Origin of the sequence: Pseudaquabacterium pictum (assembly GCF_005403045.1) — a bacterium.
Taxonomy (GTDB): domain Bacteria; phylum Pseudomonadota; class Gammaproteobacteria; order Burkholderiales; family Burkholderiaceae_C; genus Pseudaquabacterium; species Pseudaquabacterium pictum.
Map to the genome: position 1 here is coordinate 200,959 of NZ_BJCL01000008.1, position 24,801 is coordinate 225,759.

Here is a 24,801-nt window from a genome sequence, read left to right on the forward strand (position 1 = left end):
CCGGGCTCACTTGGATGGGGACGCGTCGTCCTGCCGCGCCTGCAACTGGGCCAGGTCTTCCGACTCCTGCACCATCACCAGCTCGTCGTCGCGCAGCTGGCCACTCAACGTGCGCCACAGCTCGCGCAGCAGCAGCACGCCGGCCGAGACGGCGAACACCACGCCCGAGGCATAGAAGATCGCCACCGACAGGCCCGAGACCGGCGCCTCGACGTCCCAGTTGATCTTCGCCTGCGCCACGCTGCCGGAGAACAGCAGCCAGGTGGCCCAGAGCATCAGCGCCTGCGCCAGCGCCAGGCAGACGCGCTTGCCCAGCGGGCCCAGGCGCGACACCAGCATGTCGGTGCCCAGGTGGCCATGCTCCTTCAGCGCCACCACCGCGCCCAGGAAGGTCATCCACACGAACAGCCAGCGCGACAGTTCCTCGCTCATCGTGATGCCGGAATTGGCCACGTAGCGCAGCACCACGTTGCCGAAGACCAGCAGCACCATGGCCGCCAGCATCGCGGCGATCAGCCACTCCAGCGCCTTGCAGTACGCATCGATCAGCCGGGTCATCGGGTCTCCTGGGGGGTGTCGGCCCGCGTCGGCCGGACCGCCGCGGGTGGCCCAGGTGTCACCACACCGGCCTGTTCGAAATTTTGTACGAACTGGTTAGTTCTTTGCTGAGGGTTTTCCCGGTACGGCGTGGCGAACAGGAAACAGGCCCCGGCGCAGCCGGGTGCGGCGCGCCTAGCGGCGCACGAAGCGCACCACCATGTCGACGATGCTGTCGCGGCGGGCACCCACGGCGCGCGGGTCGTCGAGGTCGCGCTGGAAGATCAGCGAGAAGGTGTGGCGGTTGGCCACGTTGAACACGCTGAGCGCGCTGATCGACATGTGCAGGTCCACCGGGTCGATGCCGGCGCGGAACACGCCTTGCGCCACGCCGCGCTCGTACAGGCTGCGCAGGCCGTCGATGGCGGGCACGTTCAGCGCGCGGATGCTGGCGCTCTGGGCCAGGTATTCACCGCGGTGGATGTTCTCGGTCATCACCAGGCGGATGAACTCGGGATGGGCCAGTTGGTAGTCGACGGTGAAGCCGACCAGCCGGCGCAGCGCATCCTCGGGCGGCAGGTCGTCCAGGTGCAGTTCGCTCTCGATGCTGCGCATGCGCCGGTACACCTCCTCCAGCACGGCGACATACAGGCCGTCCTTGCTGCCGAAGTAGTAATAGATCATGCGCTTGCTGGTCCGCGTGGCCGCGGCGATGGCATCGATGCGCGCGCCGGCCAGACCCTTGTCGGCGAACTCGCTGATCGCCACCGCCAGGATGTCGGCCATGGTGCGCGCGGGGTCGTTGGTGCGCGTCGGCGCCGCGGCCTTGGCCGGGCGTGCGTCCGTCGCCTGCGCCGGCTTTTGTACTGGCTGGTTCATGGCCCGCCAGCTTAGCAGCCCCGCCCGCGCGGCGGCCATGCTTAAGCCGGCCATCAGACTGTCTGCCGAACATGGTGGCCAAGGAGCTGCCATGACCCATCCCCGTCCCCCCGTCCACCGCCACGGCATCCGCCAGGCCGCCGCCGGCCTGCTGGCCACGCTGCTGGCCGGCGTGGCGCTGGCAGCCACCCCGGGCGACCTGCTCGCCGGCTACACCGCCGAGGCCGGCGCGCCGGCCCAGGCTGCCCGCGGCCAGGCCTTCTTCAATGCCAGGCACGGCAAGGACTGGAGCTGTGCCAGCTGCCACGGCGCCGTGCCCAGCCAGCCCGGCAAGCATGCCAGCACCGGCAAGCCCATCACCGCGCTGGCGCCGGCCTTCAACCCCGAGCGCTTCAGCGACGCCGCCAAGGTGGAGAAGTGGTTCCGCCGCAACTGCAACGACGTCGCCGGCCGCGCCTGCACGTCCGGCGAGAAGGCCGATGTGCTGGCCTGGCTGATCAGCCTGCGGCCCTGACCACCTCTGCGAGACCGCCATGCACCGACCCCGCACCCTGCCCATGATGACCTTGCTGGCTTGCCTTCTGGCAGCCAGCCCCGGCCGCGCCGACGGCGACCGCGCCGCCGCCCAGGTCCCGCTGCACCCTGCCTATCGGCAGGAATGTGCGGCCTGCCACCTGGCCTACCCGCCCGGCCTGCTGCCAGCCGCGTCCTGGCGCCGGCTGATGGACAACCTGCCGCGCCACTTCGGCACCGATGCCTCGCTGGACGCCGCCACGCTGCAGCAGCTCAACACCTGGCTGGCCGCCAACGCCGGCACCCACAGGAAGGTGGCGCGCGATCCGTCGCCACCGCCGCAGGACCGCATCACCCGCGCCGCCTGGTTCGTGCGCGAGCACGACGAGGTCCCCGCCGCCACCTGGACGCGGCCCGCGATCAAGAGCGCGGCCCACTGCGCCGCCTGCCACACCCGTGCCGACCAACGAGAGTTCCGTGAACGCGACATCCGCATCCCCCGCTGACCTGGGCACCGCCCCGGCGGTCCCCACGGCGCATTCGCGCCGCACCGTCGACGCCCCCACCCGGGCCTTCCACTGGCTGACGGCCTTGTGCTTCGCAGGCGCGTACGCCACCGCCGACGGCGAGCGCTGGCGCCTGGTCCACATCACCCTGGGCTACAGCCTGGTCGGGCTGGTCAGCTGGCGCGTGCTGTGGGGCCTGCTGGGCCCGCGCAGCACCCGGTTTGCAGGCTGGGCCACCAGGCTGCAGGCGCTGCCCGGCGTGCTGCGGCAGCTGCGCCAAGGGACGTGGCCCGGCACCCAGGTGCAGAACCTGGGCATGCTGCTGCTGATCGTGGCGCTGCTGGCCAGCCTGACGGCCACCCTGGCCAGCGGCTGGGTGGGCGACCAGGGCTTCACCGGCGACTGGATCGAAGAGGTGCATGAATTCTTCGGCAACACATCGCTGGCCCTGGTGGGCGCCCACATCGGCGCGGTGGTGGTGCTCAGCCTGCTGCGCCGGCGCAACCTGGCCGGCCCGATGCTGACCGGGCGCACGCCCGGCCGCGGCCCGGATCTGGTGGCCCGCAACCGCGGCTGGCTGGCCGGTCTGATGGTGGTGGCGGTGCTCGGGTTCTGGCTCAGTTTCGGGGTTTGGCAGTGGCAGACTGCACCGGCCGGCAGCCTGCTGTCCGCCCCGGAGTCCAGCCAGCACCACGGCGACGACGACGACTGATCCGCACACCGACACCCCACCCCGCCATGCGCATCCTGCTCGCCGAAGACGACACCCTGCTGGGCGACGGCCTGCGCGCCGGCCTGCGCCTGGCCGGCTTCCAGGTCGACTGGGTGCGCGACGGCCCGGCCGCCGAACGCGAGCTGCGCGCCCAGCCCTATGCCGCCGCGGTGCTGGACCTGGGCCTGCCCGGCATGGACGGCATCGACGTGCTGGCCAGCGTGCGCCGCGCCGGCGTCACCCTGCCGGTGCTGGTGCTGACAGCGCGCGATGCCGTGCCCGACCGCATCAAGGGCCTGGACACCGGCGCCGACGACTACGTGGTCAAGCCGGTCGACCTGGACGAGCTGGCCGCCCGGCTGCGCGCCCTGGTGCGCCGCGCCGCCGGCCAGCCGCAGGAGCAGCTGCAGGCCGGCGACATCCGGCTCGACCCCGCTGCCCGCACGGTGCAGCGCGGCACCGAGCCGGTGGCCCTGTCCACGCGCGAATTCGACCTGTTGCAGGCGCTGCTGCTCAACGCCGGCCGGGTGCTGTCGCGCGAGCAGCTGGAGCAGCACCTCTACAGCTGGGGCCGCGAGGTGGAGAGCAATGCGGTGGAGGTGCACATCCACCACCTGCGCAAGAAGCTGGGCGCCGACTGCATCCAGACGGTGCGCGGCGTCGGCTACCTGCTGCCCAAGGTGCCGCCGGCCGGCGGCAGCGCCGGATGAAGAAGGGCCGGCCACCGTCCTTGCAGGGCCGGCTGCTGGCCCTGCTGCTGGCCGCGGTGGTGGCGGTGTGGGTGGGCACGGCCGCCTCCACCTGGCGCGACATGCAGCATGAGCTGGACGAGCTGCTCGACGGCCACCTGGCCCAGGCCGCCGCGCTGCTGGTGGTGCAGCAGGCGGCGGCACCGGGCGACGATGACCAGCGCCTGAACGCGCCGCAGCTGCACCGCTACGCGCCGCGGGTGGCCTTCCAGGTCTGGCACGACGGCGCGCTGGTGCTGCGCTCGGCCAATGCGCCGGCCACGCCGATGGTCAGCCTGGGCCCGCAGGCGGTGGCCGAGGCGCGCGCGCGCGAGGCGCGGCGTGACCGCGACGACGACAGCGACGATGAACACCACGACCGCAAGCCCGGCCCGGTGCGGCAGGCGCCGGCTTCGCAGGCCGGCCTGGGGCTGGGCTTCCACAGCGTGCAGTTCGACGGCCAGCCCTGGCGGGTGTTCGTGGCCCAGGGGGCGGCGCGCGATGTGCGGGTGTTCGTCGGTGAACAGGTGGCCAGCCGCGACGACATCCTGTGGGCGGTGCTGCGCGGCATGCTGGGGCCGATGGCCCTGGCCCTGCCGCTGCTGGCGCTGGCCATCTGGTGGGCGGTGCGGCGCGGCACCGCGCCGCTGCGCACCCTGGGCACCACGCTGGCCGCGCGCGATCCGCAGGCCCTGGCGCCGGTGCAGCTGCCCGGCGCCACCGCCGAGATGCAGCCGATGCTGGACGCGCTGAACCGGCTGTTCGAGCGCATCACCGCGATGGTGGCGGCCGAGCGCCGCTTCACCGCCGATGCCGCGCATGAACTGCGCACGCCGATCGCCGCCATCCGCACCCAGGCCCAGGTGGCGCTGGCCGAGACCGACAGCGCCGCCCGCGCCCATGCGCTGCGCGCCACGCTGGCCGGCTGCGACCGCGCCGCCCGGCTGGTCGACCAGCTGCTGACGCTGTCGCGGCTGGAGGCCGGCGCCACGCCCAGCACCGCCCTGGTCGACCTGGCGCCGCTGGCCCAGCGGGTGGTGGGCGACCTGGCGCCGCGCGCCATCGAGCGTGGCCAGACCCTGGGGCTGGACGCCGGCCCCGGCTGCCAGGTGACCGGCAGCGATGCCCTGCTGGCGGTGCTGCTGCGCAACCTGGTCGACAACGCGCTGCGCTACAGCCCGGCCGGTGCCGAGGTGCGGGTGGCCGTGCAGCGCAGGGATGGGCAGGTGCAGCTGCAGGTGGACGACAGCGGCCCCGGCCTGGCCGAGGCCGACCTGGCGCGGCTGGGCGAGCGCTTCTTCCGCGTGCTGGGCAGCGGGCAGGACGGCAGCGGCCTGGGCTGGTCGATCGTGCGGCGCATCGCCGCGGCCCAGGGTGCCACGGTGGCGGTGGGCCGGTCGGCCGCGCTGGGCGGGCTGGCGGTGACGGTGGCCTGGCCGGCGGCCGGCAGCGTGCCAGCGCCGGTGCAGGTGCAGGCGCCGGCATCTGGAGACGCTTGCTAGCATCGGCCCACGATGTTGCACCGTGACCGCGCCTGATGGCCTGGACCCGCTTCAGCCAGGCGGCCGGTGGCCGGGCGCGGCCGGTGGCCCTGCTGGGCCTGGCGCAGACGCTGTCCTGGGGTTCGTCGTTCTACCTGCCGGCGGTGCTGGCGCACCCGATGGCCAGCGACCTGGGCCTGCCGCCGCCGACGGTCTACCTGGCCTTCTCGGGCGCGCTGGTGGTCTCGGCTGCGGTGGGCCCGGCCGCCGGCCGCGCCATCGACCGCCTGGGCGGCCGGCCGGTGCTGATGGCCTGCAACGGCATCTTCGCGCTGGGCCTGGTGCTGCTGGCGATGGCCCAGGGCCCGTGGGGCCTGTTCGCCGCCTGGGCGCTGCTGGGCGTGGCCATGGGCGCCGGCCTGTACGAGGCCGCCTTCGCCACGCTGGTGAAGCTGTACGGCCAGGCCGCGCGCAACCCGATCACCGGCATCACGCTGATCGCCGGCTTTGCCAGCACGGTGGGTTGGCCGCTCAGCGCCTGGCTGCTGGGCCAGCATGGCTGGCGCGGTGCCTGCCTGGGCTGGGCCGCACTGCACCTGCTGGTGGGCCTGCCGCTGAACGCGCTGCTGCCGCGGGCCGACCCCGCGGCGGTGCCGCCACCATCGCCAGCCGGCGCAGCCGCGCCAGCGCCGGCTGGCGCCACCACCGCTGCGCCGCCAGTGCAACCGGCCGCCGCCACGCCGCAGCGCGCGCTGGTGGCGCTGCTGAGCCTGTTCTTCGCCGTCAGCATGTTCATCGGCACCGCCTGGGCCACCCACCTGCCGCAGCTGCTGCAGAGCGTGGGCGCCACGCTGGCGGTGGCCATCGGCGTGGGCGCGCTGGTGGGCCCGGCCCAGGTGGCCGGGCGGGTGCTGGAGTTCAGCTTCCTGCGGCGGGTGCATCCGCTGCTGTCGGCGCGGCTGTCGTCGCTGGCGCATCCGCTGGGCATCGTGGCGCTGCTGCTGCTGGGCGCGCCGGCGGCGGCGCTGTTCGCGGTGCTGCATGGCGCCGGCAACGGCATCCTCACCATCGCCAAGGGCACGCTGCCGCTGGTGCTGTTCGGCGCCCAGGGCTACGGTGCGCGCCAGGGCTGGCTGATGATGCCGGCGCGGGTGGCCCAGGCCAGCGCGCCCTTCGTCTTCGGCCTGGCGCTGGACCGCTGGGGCCGCGGCGCGCTGTGGCTGTCGGGCGCGCTGGGGCTGGTGGCCTTTGCCGCGCTGATGGCGATCCGGCTGCGGCATGATCCAGCCACCGATGCCCAGCCACCCCCACGATGACCACCACGGCCATGCCGATGGGCACGGCCACGACCACGCCGACCCTGCGGCGCATGGCCATGCGCATGGTCACTCACACGGCCACGCACACGGTCACGGCCACACCCACGCCCACGCCCCGGCCAACTTCGACCGCGCCTTCGCCCTCGGCATCGGGCTGAACATCGCCTTCGTGGCGGTGGAGGCTTTCTACGGCTGGCGGGTCAACTCGCTGGCGCTGCTGGCCGATGCCGGCCACAACCTGAGCGACGTGGCCGGCCTGGTGCTGGCCTGGGCGGCGGCGGTGGCCGGCCGGCGCCAGGCCGATGCCCGCCACACCTACGGCTGGCAGCGCGCCAGCCTGCTGGCCGCGCTGGCCAATGCGCTGCTGCTGCTGGTGGCCATGGGCTCGCTGGGCTGGGAGGCGGTGCAGCGCCTGGGCACGCCCCAGCCCACCCAGGGCTGGACGCTGATCGCCGTGGCCGGCGTGGGCATCGTGGTCAACGGCGCCACGGCGCTGCTGTTCCTGCGCGGCAGCCATGGCGACATCAACCTGCGCGGCGCCTTCCTGCACATGGCGTCGGATGCGCTGGTGTCGCTGGGCGTGGTGCTGGGTGGCGCGCTGGTGCTGTGGCAGGGCTGGACCTGGGTGGACCCGGTGATCAGCCTGCTGATCGCGGTGGTGATCGTGGTGGGCACCTGGGGCCTGCTGCGGCAGAGCGTGCACCTGCTGTTCGACGGCGTGCCCGACGGCATCGACCTGGCCGCCGTGCGCCGCAGCCTGCTGGCCCTGCCCGGCGTGGTCGGCCTGCACGACCTGCATGTGTGGGCCATGGGCAGCACCGAGAACGCCGCCACCGCCCACCTGGTGCTGACCGACCAGGCCGATGCCGCCGCGGTGCTGCAGGCCGCCACCCAGGCGCTGCGCGCGGACTACGGCATCGGCCATGCCACGCTGCAGCTGGAGACGCCAGCCTTTGCCGCCGGCTGCGCGGTGCGCCATGGCGAATCGCATGGCTGAGCGCCGCTGCCCCTGATGCCCCGCCAATCCCTGCGCAGCCTGGTCGGCCACCAGCGCACCCGGCGCGCCAACCGCCAGCTGGGCCTGCTGCTGGCGGCGGTGGCCGGCGCCATCAACGCGGGTGGCTTCCTGGCCATCCAGCGCTACACCTCGCACATGACCGGCATCGTCTCCGGCGTGGCCGACGACCTGGCGCTGGGCCACGGCGGCCTGGCGCTGGCCGGCGTGCTGCTGGTGGCGGTGTTCATCGGCGGGGCGATCACCACCACCGTGCTGATCAACTGGGCACGGCGGCGCAGGCTGCACAGCGAGTTTGCGCTGAGCCTGCTGCTGGAGGCGGCGCTGCTGCTGGCCTTCGGCCTGCTGGGCGCCAACCTGGCCCACACCAGCGCGCTGCTGGTGCCGGTGACGGCGGCGGTGCTGTGCTTCATCATGGGCCTGCAGAACGCGATGGTCACCAAGATCTCGCAGGCCGAGGTGCGCACCACCCACATGACCGGCGTGATCACCGACCTGGGCATCGAGCTGGGCAAGCTGCTGTACTGGAACCGCACGCCCGACACCCCGGCCGAGCCGATGGTGCGCGCCAACCGCGACCGCCTGCGCCTGCATGCCATGCTGCTGGCCTGCTTTGCCGGCGGCGGCCTGGCCGGCGCGCTGGCCTTCCAGTGGCTGGGCTACTACGCCACCCTGCCCATCGCCCTGCTGCTGGCCGCGCTGGCGGTGGTGCCGATCCTGGACGACCTGCAGGCGGCCTGAGCCGTGTGAAGCGTCCATGCCGGGGACCATGCCGGGTGGTGCACGGCAGCGGCTGTCAGCAGCTTCATGCGACCCGCCTGTGGTGGCAACTCGGTGAATCAGAGCCTGGCTGCTGATTCGGCTGGGATGTGGGCGCCGGGTCGAAGGCCTGCTGCTGGCGCGTCCAGTGCGACCCTGCACACCCCGGGACTGGATGGGCTGCACGGCGTGCACGCGTCGACCAAAAAACGGCCCCCACCGGGAGGCTGACCGACTGCCGTCGGGACATGCCGTCCACTGTCGAATTTCCTGACAGTCGCCGGAGGCGACGACGGGGCGCGTGGCGTCGAGATGCCAACAAATCACCGAGGATGAATGTAAGCAATTGACGCTGACCCGGGCGGGTCGTCATGGCACGCCACTTGCCTATTGAGGACGGAGCCAGGCAAATCACTACACAAATTGCCTGTCCTACGCAATCCCTAGCAAATCACCGAGCTCCGACATCCCCGCCCGCGCAGTCCGCTGCGACGGATCGGCAGGACCCGACTCCCAACCTCAAGGCGACCTCTCCCATGTCCAACCAACACCTTGCACAAGCACTCCGTTCAGCCGCACCGATCGCGCGTCGGGTGGGCCAGTCGCTCCGCCAGGGCGCCATCGCCGTGGCGCTGACTGCGGCGGCGATGATGCCGGCACAGGCGGCGCCCTTGAAGGTCTTGTTCCTCGGGTATGACTACAACGTCGCGAGCGTGAAGAACGACATCCTCGGGTCGGACGCCCGGTTTGACTTTGCCGCATCGACGGGTTCGGACAGCTGTGGCGCTGCCGCGCCGTCGCTCGCGACACTGCAACAGTACGACTCCGTGCTCGTGTGGGGCAACTGTGGCCCGGGCGCCGGTCTGGGCAACGTGCTCGCCGACTTCGCCGACGGTGGCGGGCGGGTGGTCCTGGGCACCTTCCTGGGCTACTTCCAGTCGCTCGGGGCCTTCACGGGCCGCATCAACAGCACTGGCTACAACCCGTTCATCGGCGGAACGACCGACGCGTACAGGAACGTGACCCTGGGCACCCACGACGCCTCCAGCGCGCTCTTCGACGGCGTCGGGTCGATTGCCTCCAGCTACTACAACGGTGACTGGATGGGTGTGGACGTGGGCGCCACCCTGGTGGCCGAGTGGAGCAACGGCCGACCCTTCGTCGGCGTCAATGCTGCCGGCAATGTGCTCAACGTGTCGCTGTTCCCCAACGTCGCCAGCTTCCGCCACGCTTCGGGCAACTACCAGCAGCTGTTCCGCAACGCGCTCGCCTACGAGGCAGCACCCGCCCCCGTCGCTGCCGCAGTGCCGGAGCCGGCGTCCTTGGCGCTCGTCGGCCTCGCCCTGCTGGCGATGACCGGCACGCGCCGGCTCGCACGGCGCCAGAGCCGCTGACGCAACAGCGCGGCGACCTCGATCCAGCGCTTCGGACCAGCCGCCAACCTGGGCCTGACCGCGTACCAAATCGCGCTGGAGGGCCGCTTCGGAGCGCGTCGATGGGCTGGTACCGGTCGTTCAGCGGCATTCGAGACCGCACGCACAGCCCATGCTCCGCATGCCAACGTGTGGCCGGCCCTCGCCGGGTGCAGACTGCCTTAACCTCGGCGCAGTCTCAACACCACCCGGAGCCCCGCATGCCCACCGTCCACGTCCAGCTCTTCAAAGGCCGCACGGCCGACCAGAAACGCGCAGCCGCCGCGGCCATCACCGAGGCCGTGGTGGCCACCCTGGGCGGCAACGCGGCCACCGTGGACGTGATCTTCCACGACATCGAGCGCCACGACTGGGCCACCGGCGGCAAGCTGTGGAGCGACCAGCCGCCCGCGCCGCCCACCCCGGCGGCGCCCTGAATCCGGCTGCGGTCGGCCGCGGCCCGCGCTGCGGTCAGACCCGCTCGAGCACCACCGCGATGCCCTGGCCCACGCCGATGCACATGGTGCACAGCGCATAGCGGCCACCGTTCACATGCAGCTGGCTCACCGCCGTGGTGGCCAGCCGCGCGCCGCTGGCGCCCAGCGGATGGCCCAGCGCGATGGCGCCGCCCCAGGGGTTCACACGCGCATCGTCGTCGGCCACGCCCAAGTCGCGCAGCACCGCCAGGCCCTGGGCGGCAAAGGCCTCGTTCAGCTCGATCACGTCCATCTGCGCCAGGCTCAGACCGGTCAGCTCCAGCACCTTGCGCACCGCCGGCGCCGGGCCGAAGCCCATGACGCGCGGCGCCACGCCGGCGGTGGCCATGCCGACCACCCGGGCGCGAGGCGTCAGGCCGTGCTTGGCGGCCGCGCTCTCGCTGGCCAGCAGCAGCGCGCAGCTGCCGTCGTTCACGCCGCTGGCGTTGCCGGCGGTCACCGTGCCGTCGGGGCGCACCACGCCCTTGAGCTTGGCCAGGGCTTCCAGGCTGGTCTCGCGCGGATGCTCGTCCTGGCTGACGAGGGTGGGCTCGCCCTTCTTCGACGGGATGGTGACCGGCGTGATCTCCAGCGCCAGGTGGCCAGCCTTCTGCGCCGCCACCGCCTTCAGCTGGCTGGCCAGGGCCATGCGGTCCTGCGCTTCGCGCTCGATCCTGAAATCGGTGGCCACGTTCTCGGCCGTCTCGGGCATGGAGTCGACGCCGTACTTCTCCTTCATCAGCTTGTTGACGAAGCGCCAGCCGATGGTGGTGTCGTAGACCGCATTGCTGCGGCTGAACGCCGTCTCGGCCTTGGGCATGACAAACGGCGCGCGGCTCATGCTCTCCACGCCGCCGGCGATCATCAGCTGGGCTTCGCCGGACTTGATGGCGCGGGCGGCCGTGCCCACCGCATCCAGCCCCGAGCCGCACAGCCGGTTGATGGTGCCGCCGGGCACGCCGATCGGCAGGCCGGCCAGCAGGGCGGCCATGCGGGCCACGTTGCGGTTGTCTTCACCCGCCTGGTTGGCGCAGCCGTACAGCACATCGGCCAGCTGCTCCCAATCCACCTTGGGGTTGCGCCCCATCAGCGCCTTCAGCGGGATGGCGCCGAGGTCATCGGTGCGCACGCTGGACAGGCTGCCGCCGTAGCGGCCGAAGGGGGTGCGGATGGCGTCGCAGATGAAGGCGTGGGTCATGCGGGGGCTCCTGAGTGAGGCGGCGATTCTCGTGTCGGCGCGGCGGCCTGGCTGTCACGCGCAGGATCAGTAGGTTTCCAGGTGCAGCCGGCCTTCGCGCTTCAGCGCGGCGCCCACCGTGTCCCAGTCCAGCCCGGCGGCGGTGGCGATGTCGCGCAGGGCCAGCACCACGCCCTCTTCCATGCTCTTCAGGCCGCAGACGTAGAAGAAGCTGTTGGCATCCTTCAGCAGCGGCACCAGGTCGGCCGCGCGCTCGCGCATCACGTCCTGCACATAGCGCTTGGGCGCGCCGGGCGTGCGGCTGAAGGCGAAGTTGCTGTCGATGAAGTCCTTGGGCAGGTTCTGCAGCGGGCCGAAGTAGGGCAGCTCCTGCTGGGTGCGGGCGCCGAAGAACAGCATCAGCTTGCCGCCCTCGAACTTGCCCGACTGGCGCAGCCGGCGCCGCCACTCGGTCATCGCCCGCATCGGCGCGCTGCCGGTGCCGGTGCAGATCATCACGATGTGGCTCTTCGGGTGGTTGGGCATCAGGAAGCTGCTGCCGAACGGGCCAATCACCTGCACCGTGTCGCCCACCTGCAGGTCGCACACGAAGTTGCTGGCCACGCCGCGCACCGGCCGGCCCTGGTGGTCTTCCAGCACCCGCTTCACCGTCAGCGACAGGTTGTTGTAGCCCGGCCGCTCGCCGTTGCGCGGGCTGGCGATGCTGTACTGGCGGGCATGGTGCGGCTTGCCGTGGGCATCCAGCCCCGGCGGCAGGATGCCGATGCTCTGGCCTTCCAGCACCGGGAACGGCATGGCGCCGAAGTCCAGCACGATGTGGTGGGTGTCGTAGTCGGTGCCGACTTCGGTGACCCGCACATTGCCCACCACCGTGGCGGTGACGGACTTCTCCGCCGCCTTCGGGCCGTAGAGGTTGGTGTAGGCATGGGCGGCCGACCAGGGCGGCAGCGTGGCGCCGTAGGCGCCGGCGTTGAACGGCGCGGCAGCGTTGGCATCGGCCGGACCGCTGGCGACGGCAGCGGGCGCAGCGTCGGTCACCGCGCCAGCTTCCGCCAGTTCCTCGGCGCTCAGCTCGGCCGGCAGCTCATCCCAGGTCAGCTGCTCTTCCGGCGTGTAGGCCCGCGCCAGCGGCATGCTGCGCCAGTTGTCGATGCTGCCGGTGGGGCACGGCGAGATGCAGGCCATGCACAGGTTGCACTTGGCCGCATCCACCACGTAGTTGCGGTCGTCGTGGGTGATGGCACCCACCGGGCAGGTGGCCTCGCAGGTGTTGCAGCGGATGCAGATCTCGGGATCGATCAGATGCTGCTTGATGACGGTGACGGCCATGTCCATGGGTGTGCTCCTCGCGGGGTGCCATTGTGCGCAAGGGGCCCGCAGGCCCCTTGCTCAGTCGCCTGTCGTGGGGCGATCAGCTGAACCGCACATACTCGAAGTCGACCGGCTGGCGGTTGATGCCCATCACCGGCGGCGCAATCCAGTTGGCGAACTTGCCCGGCTCCACCACACGGCCCATCAGGCCCTGCACATAGGCGCGGTCGGTGGCGCTGGGCAGCCACTCGTCCTGGCGCTGGGCCCATTCCACCTCGCTGACCACCTGGCCCTCGGGCGACACCTTCACATTGCTCAGCGCGCCGATGTTGCGGTGGAAGGCCTTGTGCGGCGCCTTCAGCTTGAACGGGATGCCGGCCTTCTCGATCACCTTGTTCCAGCGCTCCACACCGGCCACGCTGTCCTTGATGTAGTCGTCGCGCAGCACCTCGTTCAGCGCGTTGAGCATCGGCACCTCCTTCTCCACCAGCTGGCCGTTGACGGCATTCAGCACGCGGTAGGTCTGGCCGCGCAGCTGGTGGTCGTCCATGCGCTTGCCTTCCTCGTAGCGGCCCTTCAGGCCGGTGGAGTAGAAGGTGGCGGCGTTGCTGCTCTCGTCGGCGCCGAACAGGTCGATGGTGACGCTGAAGTGGAAGTTCAGGTAGCGCTGGATGGTCGGCAGGTCGATCACGCCGGCGGCGCGCAGCTTGGCCGGGTCGTCGGTCTTCAGCTCGTTCATCGCCGCGCAGGTGCGGCTGATGACGCGGCTGACACCCGACTCGCCCACGAACATGTGGTGCGCTTCCTCGGTCAGCATGAACTTCGTGGTCCGCGCCAGCGGGTCGAAGCTGCTCTCGGCCAACGCGCACAGCTGGAACTTGCCGTCGCGGTCGGTGAAGTAGGTGAACATGAAGAAGCTCAGCCAGTCGGGCGTCTGCTCGTTGAAGGCCTGCAGGATGCGCGGGTTGTCCTCCTGGCCGCTGCGGCGCTCCAGCAGGGCTTCGCCTTCCTCGCGGCCGTCGCGGCCGAAGTGCTTGTGCAGCAGGTAGACCATCGCCCACAGGTGGCGGCCCTCTTCCACGTTGATCTGGTAGAGGTTGCGCAGGTCGTACATGCTGGGCGCCGTCAAGCCCAGGTGGCGCTGCTGCTCCACGCTGGCCGGCTCGGTGTCGCCCTGGGTCACGATGATGCGGCGCAGGTTGGCGCGGTACTCGCCGGGCACGTCCTGCCAGGCCTTCTCGCCCTTGTGGTCGCCGAAGTGGATCTTGCGCTCGGCGTCCCCCGGATTCAGGAAGATGCCCCAGCGGTAGTCACGCATCTTCACGTGGCCGAACTGCGCCCAGCCCTGCGGATCGACGCTGACCGCGGTGCGCAGGTAGACCTCGCTGTCGGTGCTGCCCTCGGGGCCCATGTCGCCCCACCAGTCCAGGAAGTTGGGCTGCCACTGCTCCAGCGCGCGCTGCAGCGTGCGGTCTTCGCTGAGGTTGACGTTGTTCGGGATCTTCTCGCTGTAATTCATGGTGCTCATGGCGGTGTGTCTCTTGAAAGTTCAGCGCTGGGGGAAGAGTTCGGTTGCAGCGCGCCCCGCGACAGCGCTGCACAACGAGAGTTGAAGGCTCAGACCCGGTTCCAGTCGAAAGCGGCCTTGTCGCCCTTGCCGTAGACCTTCAGGGCCCCCTTCTCGCCGACAGCGTTGGGGCGCTGGAAGATCCAGTTCTGCCACGCCGTCAGGCGGCCGAAGACCCGGGTGGCCATGCTCTCGGGGCCGTTGAAGCGCAGGTTGGCCTCCATGCCGGTCAGGGCGTCGGGGCTCATGGCCACCCGCTCTTCCACCGCGATGCGCACCTCGTCGGCCCAGTCGATGTCGTCGGGGTTGCTGGTGACCAGGCCCAGCTTGAACGCCGCATCGGCATCCAGCGGTTGGCCGATGGTGGCACGCACAGCAGCCAATGGGGCTTCTTCATCGTAGAAGCGGCGACCCAGGCGGCCCTGGCCGGTGGCCATCGGGTACAGCGCGAAGTTGGCCTGGCTGACGGCGATCTTCGGCGTCTTGGCGGCGTCGTCGGGCAGGATCAGCTGGTAGCTGCGGTCGCAGGCCAGGGCCAGCTCCAGCAGGCTGCCGGCAAAGCAGCTGCCGGGCTCGATCAGCGCAAACAGGCTGCGGCTGCTGACGTCCAGCCGGCTGAAGGTGCGGCGCAGCAGGCCGATGGTCTCGCGCACCAGCCAGTGGTGCTGGTGCGACAGCAGCGTGGCATCCAGCGCCAGCGCGGCCTGCACGTCGCCCTGGGTCTTGATGAGCCAGGTGCCGATGTCCAGCTCGTTGGTGCGCATCTGCAGGATGGCGTCTTCCAGCTCGCGGCCCATCTGCAGCGGGTACCAGGCGGCGCCGGCGGCGGTGATGCCGGCGATGTCGGTGGGCTGCGCGCCCTGCGGGCCGGCCACGGTGAACACGGCGGTGCGCTTGGCGCGGTCGATCTCCACCGTCACATGCTGGTAGCGCAGCGCGTCGGGCTCGTCCACGCGGGCCAGCTTCGGCAGGTGCACGCCCTGGCCATCGGCCGGGCGGTCGCTCTCGGCCGCCAGCTGCAGCGCACGCTCCTGCACCTTGGCGGCGAACTGCGCCGGCTTGGCGATGTCGTCGACCAGGCGCCAGTCCTTGGCCTTCTGGCCGCGCACGCCTTCGGCGCTGGTGCAGAACAGGTCGGCCAGGTCGTGGCGCACCTTCTTCTTGTCGGTCACCCGGGTCAGGCCGCCGGTGCCGGGCAGCACGCCCAGCAGCGGCACCTCGGGCAGGCTCACCGCGCTGCTGCGGTCGTCCACCAGGATGATCTCGTCGCAGGCCAGGGCCAGCTCGTAGCCGCCGCCGGCGCAGGCACCGTTCACCGCGGCGAGGAACTTCAGGCCGCTGTGCTGGCTGCTGTCTTCCAGACCGTTGCGGGTTTCATTGGTGAACTTGCAGAAGTTCACCTTCCAGCTGTGGCTGCTCAGGCCCAGCATGAAGATGTTGGCGCCCGAGCAGAACACCTTCTCCTTGGCGCTGGTGACCACCACGGTGCGCACTTCCGGGTGCTCGAAGCGGATGCGGTTGATGGCGTCGTTCAGCTCGATGTCCACGCCCAGGTCGTAGCTGTTGAGCTTGAGCTTGTAGCCGGGGCGCAGGCCGCCGTTCTCATCGAAATCGGCCGCCAGCGTGGCCACCGGGCCCTCGAAGCGCAGCTTCCAGTGGCGGTACTGGGACGGATCGGTCTGGTACTCGACGCGGTCGGGCTGTTGCATGGGGCTGCCTCCGGGATATGCAAAATAATGCTTGTTTGCGCAAGCGGTGCACGCATCATACTGCACATCAATGGCGCGTCAAGTGCTGACCTGCACTTTTCTGCCTGTCCTCGGCTTGACGCCGAATCAGCCTGCGCAAGGTGTGGGTCCGGCGCGCGGCCGGGCCAGAATGCGCCCGCACCGTCCACCGCCACCTGCCCGCCCACCACCATGCCCTTGCGCCGCTCCACGCGCCATCTGTTGCAGCTGTTCGTCACCGGGCTGCTGGCCGCGCTGCCGCTGGCCGCCACCGTGGCCATCTTCTGGTGGCTGACCGACCTGCTGCTGGGCTGGGTGGGCCCGGACAGCCTGGTCGGCGGCGCGCTGGTGGCGCTGGGCCTGGGGCTGGGCGACTCGCTGCTGGTGGGCTACCTGCTGGGCATCTGCATCGTCATCGCGGCGCTGGTGATGCTGGGTGCGCTGGTGCGCACCGGCCTGCAGCAGGGCGCCAGCCGCCTGTTCAACCGCGCCATGGGCCGCATTCCGCTGGTGCGCACCGTCTACGAGCTGTCGACCCGGCTGGTCGACCTGCTGCGCCAGAAGGACCGCGAGGGGCCGCGGTCGATGAGCGCGGTGTGGGTGCACTTCGGCGGCGCCGACACCCACGGCGTGGTGGTGCTGGCCCTGCTGTCGGCACCCGGCCCGGTGCTGCTGGAAGGCCGGCCGCACCTGGCGGTGATCGTGCCCACGGCGCCGGTGCCGGTGGGCGGCGGCCTGTTGTTCGTGCCCGCCGATTGGGTGCGCCCGGCCGACGTCGGCGTGGAAGCGCTGACCAGCATCTATGTGTCGATGGGCGTGACGGCCCGCCAGCACCTGCCGCAGGCCGAGTGAGCGCCCACTGCCTTCACCCAGCAAATCAGCCCGGGATCGCCAGCGCCGCCCGCACCTGCGTGCGCAGGGCCTGGAAGGTGGCCTGCAGCGGCGCCGCGCTGGTGTCCAGCACCATGTCGGCCTGGCTGTAGAAGGCGGCGCGGCCGGCCAGGATCTGGCGCAGGTCGTCCATGGCCTCGCGGCTGGCGGCCATGGGCCGCAAATCGCCCTGGGCCGCCACCCGCGCCATGTGGTCTTCCGGCGCCGCCTGCAGCCACACGGTGGTGCAGTGGCTCAGCAGCAGGTTGAAGGTGGCCGCGTCGCTGACCAGGCCGCCGGGCGTGGCGATCACCGCCTCGGGGTAGATCTGGATCGCCTCTTCCAGCGCCCGGCGCTCGTAGCGGCGGTAGGCGCTCTGGCCGTACAGCGCCTGGATCTCGGCGATGCTGCAGCCGGCGAACTGCTCGATCTGCCGGCTCAGCTCGACGAACGGAAAGCCCAGGTCGTCGGCCAGCAGCTGGCCCAGCGTGGACTTGCCGGCGCCGCGCAGGCCGATCAGCGCCACCAGCTGGGTGCGCCCGCGGGTGCCGGTGGCCGCGCCGCTGCCGCCGCCCAGCAGCTCGCTGACGGCCACCCGCACCCGCCGCAGCGTGGCCTCGTCGCGGCCCTGCAGCAGCTCGCGGATCAGCAGCCACTCGGGTGTCGAGGTGGTCACGTCGCCGGTCAGCTCGGCCAGCGGGCACTGCAGCGCGCCGGCCACCTGCTGCAGCACCAGGAAGGACGCATTGCCGATGCCGTATTCCAGGTTGGCCAGGTGGCGCTCGCTGACGTCGGCGGCCAAGGCCAAGGCCTTGCGCGTCATGCCGCGGGCAGCACGCAGCCGGCGCACCCGCTCGCCCAGGGCCAGCAGCGCCGGGTTCTTGTCGTCGCCGGGGCCGGTGGGCTCGGCGCTGGCCGGCAGGTCCGCCTTCGGTGTTAACCCGGGTGAATGCATTATAGTGCTTGACATGGTGGGGGTGCGGCGGTACCTTTCGGTGACTTGCACAATACTGCATATCACCGGCCGCTGCAAGCCGATGGTGTGCGGCCGACGGAGACCCCCACTGTGCCCCAGACCGTCCTGCGCGCGCCGCTGGCCGCCCTCACCGCCCAACTGGCCGGCCGTCCGCTGGATGCGGCGCTGGACGCCTGGCTGAATGCCGAACACGGCGCCGGCAGCGCCACCTTCGCCACGCTGCAGGCCGCCTGCCAGCAGGGCGTGGCCGAAGGCTGGCTGTGCAACCGCGAAGGCGGCGGCATCCGCTACGGCCGGGTGTTCAAGCCGGCCGACGACCTGCACGGCTTTTCGGTCGACGTCGTCGACATGGCCGACATCGCCGGCCCGCACCACACCCATCCGCTGGGCGAGATCGACCTGATCATGCCGATCGACGGCGATGCCCGCTTCGACGGCCGGCCCGCCGGCTGGCTGGTCTGCCCGCCCGGCAGCGCCCACCCGCCCACGGTGACCGGCGGCCGCGCGCTGGTGCTGTACCTGCTGCCCGAAGGCCGCATCGATTTCACCAAGTGAGCCCCCATGGCCACTGAAGGGCCACCAGGAGACACCCGCATGCCCCCGATCCCCCACGTCAGCCCGCCGCCCGAGCGCTTCAACATCGCCGCCCACCTGCTGGCCGCCAATGCCGGCCGCGCCGCCAAGGCCGCCTTCATCGACGACCGCGGCACGCTGACCTACGGACAGCTGGACGAGCGCGCCCGCCGCCTGGCGGCAGCCCTGCGCGCGGCCGGCCTGAAGCGCGAGGAACGGGTGCTGCTGCTGATGCTGGACGGCACCGACTGGCCGGTGGCCTTCCTCGGCAGCATCTACGCCGGCCTGGTGCCGGTGGCCGTCAACACCCTGCTGACCGCCGCCGACTACGCCTACATGCTGGAGCACAGCCGCGCCCAGGCGGTGCTGGTGTCCGGCGCCTTGTTGCCCACGCTGACCGCCGGCATGGTGCAGAGCGACCATGAGGTGCAGAAGGTGGTGGTGTCGCAACCGGTCGCCCCGCTGCACCCGGCCGAGGTCGAGTTCGAAGCCTTCCTGGCCGCCGCCGCGCCGCTGCAGAAGCCGGCTGCCACCGGCGCCGACGACCCGGCCTTCTGGCTGTATTCCAGCGGCTCCACCGGCCGGCCCAAGGGCACGGTGCACAGCCAGGCCAACCCGTACTGGACCTGCGAGCTGTACGGCAAGGCGGTGCTGGGCCTGGTGGAGACCGACGTCTGCTTCTCCGCCGCCAAGCTGTACTTCGCCTACGGCCTGGGCAACGGCCTCACCTTCCCGATGAGCGTGGGCGCCACCACGCTGCTGATGGCCGAGCGGCCCACGCCCGATGCCACCTTCAAGCGCTGGCTGGGCGGCGTGGGTGGCGCCAGGCCCACGGTGTTCTACGGCGCGCCCACCGGCTTTGCCGGCATGCTGGCCCATCCGGCGCTGCCGGCCGCGAAGGACGTGGCGCTGCGCCTGGTGTCGTCGGCAGGCGAGGCCCTGCCCGCCGAGATCGGCGAGCGCTTCCAGCGCCACTTCGGCGTCGACATCGTCGACGGCATCGGCAGCACCGAGATGCTGCACATCTTCCTGTCGAACCGGCCTGAGAAAGTGCGCTACGGCAGCACCGGCTGGCCGGTGCCGGGCTACGACATCGAGCTGCGAGGCGAGACCGGCGGCCCGGTGCCCCTGAATGCCGACGGGACCAGTGAGCCCGGCGACCTCTACATCCACGGCCCCAGCGCGGCGCTGATGTACTGGGGCAACCGCCAGAAGAGCCGCGAGACCTTCCAGGGCGGCTGGACCAAGAGCGGCGACAAGTACGTGCGCAATGCCGACGGCAGCTACACCTACAGCGGCCGCTCGGACGACATGCTCAAGGTCAGCGGCATCTACGTCAGCCCCTTCGAGGTGGAAGCCACGCTGGTGCAGCACCCCGCCGTGCTGGAGGCCGCGGTGATCGGCGTGCCCGACGCCGAGGGCCTGACCAAGACCAAGGCCTTCGTGGTGCGCAAGGCCGGCGCCGCGGTGACCGAGGACGAGCTGAAGGCCTTCGTCAAGGACCGGCTGGCGCCCTACAAGTACCCGCGCCTGATCGCCTTCGTCGACGACCTGCCCAAGACGGCCACCGGCAAGATCCAGCGCTTCAAATTGCGCGATCAAGAGAAGGCTGCTGGGTGAGCGCTGCGCTGGTCAGCGTCGATTGGGCCAGCCGGCCGGTGCAGATTGAGCATGCCTGGGTGGGCGTGCCCGACCCGGCGGCGCCGCTGCTGGTCTTCCTGCACGAGGGCCTGGGCTCGGTGTCGATGTGGCGCGACTTCCCCGGCCGGCTGTGCCGCACGCTGGGCTGGCGCGGGCTGGTGTATTCACGGCCGGGCTATGGCCAATCCACGCCCCGCGCCGCCGACGAGCACTGGGCCCCCGACTTCATGCACCGCCAGGCCGAGGACCTGCTGCCCGCGCTGCTGGCCACGCTGGGCGTCACCGGCCGCTACAGCCTGTTCGGCCACAGCGACGGCGGCAGCATCGCGCTGCTGCACGCCGCCCACCAGCCCGACCGGGTGGACCAGGTGGTGGCGCTGGCGCCGCACATCCTGGTCGAGCCCATCAGCCTGGCCAGCATCCGCCAGGCGCGCGACCAGTACATCAACAGCGACCTGCACGGCCGCCTGGCGCGTCACCATGCGGATGTGGATTCGGCCTTCTACGGCTGGAACGACATCTGGCTGGCGCCCGAGTTTCTACCGTGGGATCTGCGCCCCCGGCTCCCCTACATTCGGTGCCCGGTGCTGGCCATCCAGGGCGTGGACGATGTCTACGGCACGATGGCCCAGATCGACGGCATTGCCGACGCCCTGCCCGGCACCCGGTTGTTGAAGCTGCCCGCCTGCGGCCATTCCCCCCACCGCGACCAGCCCGAGGCTGTGCTCGCTGCCTGCCAGGCCTTCCTGGCCGGCGTTCCTTCCCCCCAGGAGACATGACGATGAACGCTCCCTGCCTGCGCACCACCCTGGCCGTGGCTGCCGCGCTGCTGGCTTCCACCACCGTGCTGGCCCAGGGCCAGCCACCGCTGAAGGTGGGCCTGATGCTGCCGGCCACCGGCACCTTCGCCGCGCTGGGCACGGCCATCGAGAACGGCTTCAAGCAGTATGTGGACGAGCAGGGCGGCAAGCTGGGCGGCCGCAGCATCCAGTATTTCAAGGTCGACGACGAGAGCGATCCGTCCAAGGCCACCGACAACGTCAACAAGCTGATCAAGCGCGACAACGTCGACGTGATCGTGGGCACGGTGCACTCGGGCGTGGCCCTGGCCATGGCCCGCGCGGTGAAGGAAAGCAAGACCATGCTGATCGTGCCCAATGCCGGGGCCGACGCCATCACCGGCCCGCTGTGCGCGCCGAACATCCTGCGCTCGAGCTTCAGCAACTGGCAGCCGGGCTATGCCACCGGCGTGATGGCCGCCCAGAAGGGCTACAAGAAGGCGATGACCATCACCTGGAACTACGCCGCCGGCACCGAGACGGTCAAGGGCTTCACCGAGGCCTTCGAGAAGGGCGGCGGCAAGGTGGTCAAGGACCTGAACCTGCCCTTCCCCAACGTGGAGTTCCAGGCCCTGCTGACCGAGATCGCGTCGCAGAAGCCGGACGTGGTGTTCGCCTTCTTCGCCGGTGGCGGTGCGGTCAAGTTCGTCAAGGACTACGACGCCGCAGGCCTGAAGAAGACGGTGCCTCTGATGGGCTCGGGCTTCCTGACCGACGGCACGCTGGAGGCGCAAGGCGCCAGCGCCCAAGGCCTGCTGACCTCGCTGCACTATGCCGACGGCATCGAGACGCCGCGCAACAACGCCTTCCGCAACAAGTACGCCGTGGCCTACAAGATGCAGCCCGACGTGTATGCGGTGCAAGGCTATGACGCGGCCCAGCTGCTGGCCGCCGGCCTGAACGCGGTGAAGGGCGACTTCAACAAGCGCGACGAGATGGTGGCCGCGATGCGCAAGACCACGGTGGACAGCCCGCGCGGCAAGTACACCCTGAGCGCGGCGCACAACCCGGTGCAGGACTTCTACGTCCGCGAGGTCAAGGGCCGTGAGAACGTGCAGACGGGCATCGCCGTGAAGGTCCTCCCCGACCCGGCGCGCGGCTGCAAGATGTGACGTAGCGAAGGATGGACCTCGCCACCTTCCTCATCCAGTGCCTGAACGCCCTGCAGTACGGGTTGCTGCTGTTCCTGGTGGCGGCGGGGCTGACGCTGATCTTCGGGATCATGGGCGTGATCAACCTCGCCCATGGCAGCTTCTACATGATCGGCGCCTACATGGCCTACGCGCTGGCGCCGGTGGTGGCCAGCACGTTCGGCGGCGGCTTCTTCGCCACGCTGTTCGTCGGGCTGGTGCTGGCGGTCATCCTGGGCTATGTGCTGGAGTGGGCGTTCTTCAGCTTCCTCTACGAGCGTGAGCACCTGCAGCAGGTGCTGATGACCTACGGCCTGATCCTGGTGTTCGAGGAGCTGCGCAGCCTGATCGTCGGCGACGATGTGCACGGCGTGAAGCCGCCCGACATCCTGGCCGGCACCCTGCCGCTGGGCGACGTGATGACCTACCCGGTCTACCGGCTGTTCATCAGCGGCGTGTGCCTGCTGCTGGCGCTGGGCATGTGGTTCGTCTTCACCCGCACCCGGCTGGGCATGATGATCCGCGCCGGCAGCACCAACCGCGAGATGGTGCAGAGCCTGGGCGTGGACATCAAGTTCCTCTACCGCGTGGTGTTTGCCGCCGGCGTGGCGGTGGCGGTGCTGGCCGGCATGGTGGCCGCGCCGGTGTCGTCGGTCTACCCGAACATGGGCGGCCAGGTGCTGATCATCTGCTTCGTGGTGGTGGTGATCGGCGGCATCGGTTCGATCCGCGGCGCCCTGCTGGCCGCGCTGCTGATCGGCGTGGTCGACACCTTCGGCAAGGTGATCTTCCCCCAGGCCGCCGGCGTGCTGGTCTATGTGCTGATGGCGCTGATCCTGCTCTGGAAGCCCGCAGGCCTGTTCAAGGCCGGATGAACACGATGACTGCTTCCCCCAAGGCCCTGTTCGTCGCCCTGTGCCTGGGCGGGCTGGCGCTGTACCCGCTGGCCGCCGGCGACTACGGCATGGACCTGGTTACCAAGATCATGGTCTACGCCATCTTCGCCTTGAGCCTGGAACTGCTGGTCGGCGCCACCGGCCTGGTGTGCTTCGGCCATGCGGCGTTCTTCGGCATCGGCGCCTATGCGGCGGTGCTGCTGTCGCCCGAGAGCGATGCCGCCCAGCTGCTGTGGCTGCTGCCGGCCTGCGTGGCCGCAGCTGCGGCCTATGCGCTGTTCATGGGCGCCTTGAGCCTGCGCACCCAGGGCGTGTACTTCATCATGGTGACCCTGGCCTTCGCCCAGATGGCCTACTACATCGTGCACGACACGCCGCTGGGCGGCGGCACCGACGGCATCTACCTGAACGTGAAGCCGCAGCTGCAGCTGGGCGGCAGCACCTGGCTGGACCTGGACGGCGACCACACCATCTACTTCTTCACCTGGACCGCGCTGGTGGCCGTGTTCGGCTTCCTGGGCCTGCTGCTGCGCAGCCGCTTCGGCCGCGCGCTGGCCGGCATCAAGGCCAATGAGCAGCGCATGCGCGCCACCGGCTTCTCCACCTACCCTTACAAGCTGGCGGCCTTCGTCATCTCCGGCGCCATCGCCGGGCTAGCGGGCTTCCTGTTCGGCGTGAAGGACGGCTACGTCAACCCCGAGCTGATGAGCTGGCACCTGTCGGGCGCGGTGCTGATCATGATCATCCTGGGCGGCCTGGGCCATTTGCGCGGCGCGCTGGTCGGCGCCTTCGCCTTCGCGCTGCTGCAGGAGTTCTTCAAGAGCGAGGCCATCTTCGGTGCCTTCGCCAAGCACTGGCACCTGGGCCTGGGCCTGACCATCATCGCCAGCGTGGCCCTGCTGCCCAACGGCCTGGTGGGCCTGCCGGCGCTGTGGCGCCAGCGGCTGCTGGGCAAGGCGCGCGGCGCCGCGCCGGCGGGAGAGCAGGCATGAGCGACGTGCTGCTGCGCGGCCAGGGAATCACCCGCCGCTGGGGCGGCCTGGTGGCCGTCAATGATGTGGCGCTCGATCTGAAGCGCGGCGAGGTGCATGCCGTCATCGGCACCAACGGCGCGGGCAAGAGCACGCTGATCAACATCCTGTCGGGCGAGATCCCGCCGTCGGCCGGCACGGTGCAGCTGCTGGGGCAGGATGTGACGGCCTGGTCGCAGCCCAAGCGCGCCCGCGCGGGTCTCGGCCGCAGCTACCAGCGCAACACCATCTACCCCGGCTTCAGCGTGCTGGAGAACTGCCGCCTGGCCGCCCAGGCCCGCACGCCCAGGCCCTGGCACTGGTGGCAGAGCGCGCAGCACTGCGAGGCCAGCCTGGGCGCCGCCCGACAGGCCGCGCAGCAGGCCGGTCTCACCGAGGTGCTGGACCGCCCGGCCGGCAGCCTATCGCATGGCCAGAAGCGCCAGCTGGAGATCGCCATGTGCCTGGCCACCGCGCCGCAGGTGCTGCTGCTGGACGAACCGCTGGCCGGCATGGGCGCCGAGGAGACCGACCGCATGCTGGCCCTGCTGGCCACGCTGAAGGCCGGCCACGCCATCCTGCTGGTGGAGCACGACATGGACGCGGTGTTCCGCATCGCCGACGTGATCACCGTGATGGTCAACGGCGCGGTGATCTTCAGCGGCGCGCCGGCCGCCGTGCGCAGCAGCCCTGAGGTGCAGGCCGCCTACCTGGGAGGCCACTGAG

Annotated in this window: 25 protein-coding genes; 18 read left to right on the forward strand and 7 right to left on the reverse strand. The window is 70.8% G+C overall.

Annotation, left to right across the window (positions count from 1 at the left end):
• Nucleotides 1-6: 6 nt before the first annotated feature.
• Nucleotides 7-558: a TRAP transporter small permease gene (locus FFT10_RS16550; RefSeq protein WP_137733945.1), complete on the reverse strand. Its 552-nt coding sequence runs from the start codon at nucleotides 556-558 to the stop codon at nucleotides 7-9.
• Between the two features lie 174 nt (nucleotides 559-732).
• Entirely contained in the window at nucleotides 733-1,416 is a 684-nt protein-coding gene (locus FFT10_RS16555; protein ID WP_137733946.1) for a TetR/AcrR family transcriptional regulator, read from the reverse strand.
• Nucleotides 1,417-1,507: 91 nt separating this feature from the next.
• Between FFT10_RS16555 and FFT10_RS16560 the strand changes: the two genes are divergently transcribed.
• From FFT10_RS16560 to FFT10_RS16605, 10 genes are all read left to right on the forward strand, one after another.
• On the forward strand, nucleotides 1,508-1,930 hold the full coding sequence (locus FFT10_RS16560) for a DUF1924 domain-containing protein (protein ID WP_137733947.1): 423 nt from the start codon (nucleotides 1,508-1,510) through the stop codon (nucleotides 1,928-1,930).
• Nucleotides 1,931-1,949: 19 nt separating this feature from the next.
• Entirely contained in the window at nucleotides 1,950-2,435 is a 486-nt protein-coding gene (locus FFT10_RS16565) for a diheme cytochrome c (RefSeq protein ID WP_137733948.1), read from the forward strand.
• Entirely contained in the window at nucleotides 2,407-3,147 is a 741-nt protein-coding gene (locus FFT10_RS16570) for a cytochrome b/b6 domain-containing protein (RefSeq protein WP_137733949.1), read from the forward strand. The genes FFT10_RS16565 and FFT10_RS16570 overlap by 29 nt, the downstream gene beginning before the upstream one ends.
• 26 nt (nucleotides 3,148-3,173) lie before the next feature.
• Complete coding sequence (locus FFT10_RS16575; protein ID WP_137733950.1) at nucleotides 3,174-3,857, forward strand: response regulator transcription factor; 684 nt, start codon at nucleotides 3,174-3,176, stop codon at nucleotides 3,855-3,857.
• Entirely contained in the window at nucleotides 3,854-5,377 is a 1,524-nt protein-coding gene (locus FFT10_RS16580) for an ATP-binding protein (protein ID WP_162520820.1), read from the forward strand. The genes FFT10_RS16575 and FFT10_RS16580 overlap by 4 nt, the downstream gene beginning before the upstream one ends.
• Before the next feature lie 35 nt (nucleotides 5,378-5,412).
• Nucleotides 5,413-6,672, forward strand: a complete 1,260-nt coding sequence (locus FFT10_RS16585) for an MFS transporter (protein ID WP_137733951.1) — start codon at nucleotides 5,413-5,415, stop codon at nucleotides 6,670-6,672.
• Nucleotides 6,650-7,672, forward strand: coding sequence for a cation diffusion facilitator family transporter (locus tag FFT10_RS16590; protein WP_137733952.1), 1,023 nt, complete (start codon nucleotides 6,650-6,652; stop codon nucleotides 7,670-7,672). The genes FFT10_RS16585 and FFT10_RS16590 overlap by 23 nt, the downstream gene beginning before the upstream one ends.
• A gap of 15 nt (nucleotides 7,673-7,687) precedes the next feature.
• The gene (locus tag FFT10_RS16595; protein ID WP_137733953.1) at nucleotides 7,688-8,431 is read left to right on the forward strand and encodes a YoaK family protein; all 744 of its coding nucleotides are present in this window, start codon (nucleotides 7,688-7,690) and stop codon (nucleotides 8,429-8,431) included.
• Nucleotides 8,432-8,985: 554 nt separating this feature from the next.
• Nucleotides 8,986-9,843, forward strand: a complete 858-nt coding sequence (locus tag FFT10_RS16600) for a PEP-CTERM sorting domain-containing protein (RefSeq protein WP_162520821.1) — start codon at nucleotides 8,986-8,988, stop codon at nucleotides 9,841-9,843.
• Nucleotides 9,844-10,082: 239 nt separating this feature from the next.
• Nucleotides 10,083-10,298, forward strand: a complete 216-nt coding sequence (locus tag FFT10_RS16605; RefSeq protein ID WP_137733955.1) for a 4-oxalocrotonate tautomerase — start codon at nucleotides 10,083-10,085, stop codon at nucleotides 10,296-10,298.
• Nucleotides 10,299-10,332: 34 nt separating this feature from the next.
• On the opposite strand, the gene pcaF is transcribed toward FFT10_RS16605, so the two are convergent.
• The 4 genes from pcaF to boxC form a co-directional block, all read right to left on the reverse strand.
• A complete protein-coding gene (gene pcaF, locus FFT10_RS16610) occupies nucleotides 10,333-11,535 on the reverse strand; it encodes a 3-oxoadipyl-CoA thiolase (RefSeq protein WP_137733956.1) in 1,203 nt (400 codons plus the stop codon).
• Nucleotides 11,536-11,601: 66 nt separating this feature from the next.
• Nucleotides 11,602-12,870: a benzoyl-CoA 2,3-epoxidase subunit BoxA gene (gene boxA / locus FFT10_RS16615; RefSeq protein WP_137733957.1), complete on the reverse strand. Its 1,269-nt coding sequence runs from the start codon at nucleotides 12,868-12,870 to the stop codon at nucleotides 11,602-11,604.
• Between the two features lie 76 nt (nucleotides 12,871-12,946).
• Nucleotides 12,947-14,374 carry a benzoyl-CoA 2,3-epoxidase subunit BoxB gene (boxB, locus tag FFT10_RS16620; RefSeq protein ID WP_137733958.1) on the reverse strand — a complete coding sequence of 476 codons (1,428 nt, stop codon included), beginning with the start codon at nucleotides 14,372-14,374 and terminating at the stop codon, nucleotides 12,947-12,949.
• Nucleotides 14,375-14,463: 89 nt separating this feature from the next.
• On the reverse strand, nucleotides 14,464-16,122 hold the full coding sequence (gene boxC, locus FFT10_RS16625; RefSeq protein WP_137733959.1) for a 2,3-epoxybenzoyl-CoA dihydrolase: 1,659 nt from the start codon (nucleotides 16,120-16,122) through the stop codon (nucleotides 14,464-14,466).
• A gap of 210 nt (nucleotides 16,123-16,332) precedes the next feature.
• Here boxC and FFT10_RS16630 point away from each other — a divergent pair, with 210 nt between their 5' ends.
• Nucleotides 16,333-16,992 (forward strand): DUF502 domain-containing protein, encoded by a 660-nt coding sequence (locus FFT10_RS16630; protein WP_137733960.1) that lies wholly within the window; start codon nucleotides 16,333-16,335, stop codon nucleotides 16,990-16,992.
• A 25-nt stretch (nucleotides 16,993-17,017) separates the two neighbouring features.
• Here FFT10_RS16630 and FFT10_RS16635 read toward each other — a convergent pair whose 3' ends face one another.
• A complete protein-coding gene (locus tag FFT10_RS16635; RefSeq protein ID WP_137733961.1) occupies nucleotides 17,018-17,980 on the reverse strand; it encodes a helix-turn-helix transcriptional regulator in 963 nt (320 codons plus the stop codon).
• A gap of 96 nt (nucleotides 17,981-18,076) precedes the next feature.
• On the opposite strand from FFT10_RS16635, the gene FFT10_RS16640 reads away from it, so the two are divergent.
• Genes FFT10_RS16640 through FFT10_RS16670 form a run of 7 tightly spaced genes read left to right on the forward strand, consistent with a single transcriptional unit; the run spans nucleotide 18,077 to nucleotide 24,800 of the window.
• Nucleotides 18,077-18,541: a DUF4863 family protein gene (locus FFT10_RS16640; protein WP_137733962.1), complete on the forward strand. Its 465-nt coding sequence runs from the start codon at nucleotides 18,077-18,079 to the stop codon at nucleotides 18,539-18,541.
• Between the two features lie 39 nt (nucleotides 18,542-18,580).
• A complete protein-coding gene (locus FFT10_RS16645; protein ID WP_137733963.1) occupies nucleotides 18,581-20,179 on the forward strand; it encodes a benzoate-CoA ligase family protein in 1,599 nt (532 codons plus the stop codon).
• On the forward strand, nucleotides 20,176-20,979 hold the full coding sequence (locus FFT10_RS16650) for an alpha/beta fold hydrolase (protein ID WP_137733964.1): 804 nt from the start codon (nucleotides 20,176-20,178) through the stop codon (nucleotides 20,977-20,979). Before FFT10_RS16645 ends, FFT10_RS16650 begins: the two co-directional genes overlap by 4 nt.
• Nucleotides 20,980-20,981: 2 nt before the next feature.
• Nucleotides 20,982-22,151 carry an ABC transporter substrate-binding protein gene (locus FFT10_RS16655; protein ID WP_373282538.1) on the forward strand — a complete coding sequence of 390 codons (1,170 nt, stop codon included), beginning with the start codon at nucleotides 20,982-20,984 and terminating at the stop codon, nucleotides 22,149-22,151.
• Between the two features lie 11 nt (nucleotides 22,152-22,162).
• Nucleotides 22,163-23,044, forward strand: coding sequence for a branched-chain amino acid ABC transporter permease (locus FFT10_RS16660; protein ID WP_137733966.1), 882 nt, complete (start codon nucleotides 22,163-22,165; stop codon nucleotides 23,042-23,044).
• On the forward strand, nucleotides 23,041-24,057 hold the full coding sequence (locus tag FFT10_RS16665; RefSeq protein ID WP_137733967.1) for a branched-chain amino acid ABC transporter permease: 1,017 nt from the start codon (nucleotides 23,041-23,043) through the stop codon (nucleotides 24,055-24,057). Before FFT10_RS16660 ends, FFT10_RS16665 begins: the two co-directional genes overlap by 4 nt.
• A complete protein-coding gene (locus FFT10_RS16670) occupies nucleotides 24,054-24,800 on the forward strand; it encodes an ABC transporter ATP-binding protein (protein ID WP_137733968.1) in 747 nt (248 codons plus the stop codon). The genes FFT10_RS16665 and FFT10_RS16670 overlap by 4 nt, the downstream gene beginning before the upstream one ends.
• Nucleotide 24,801 lies beyond the last annotated feature (1 nt).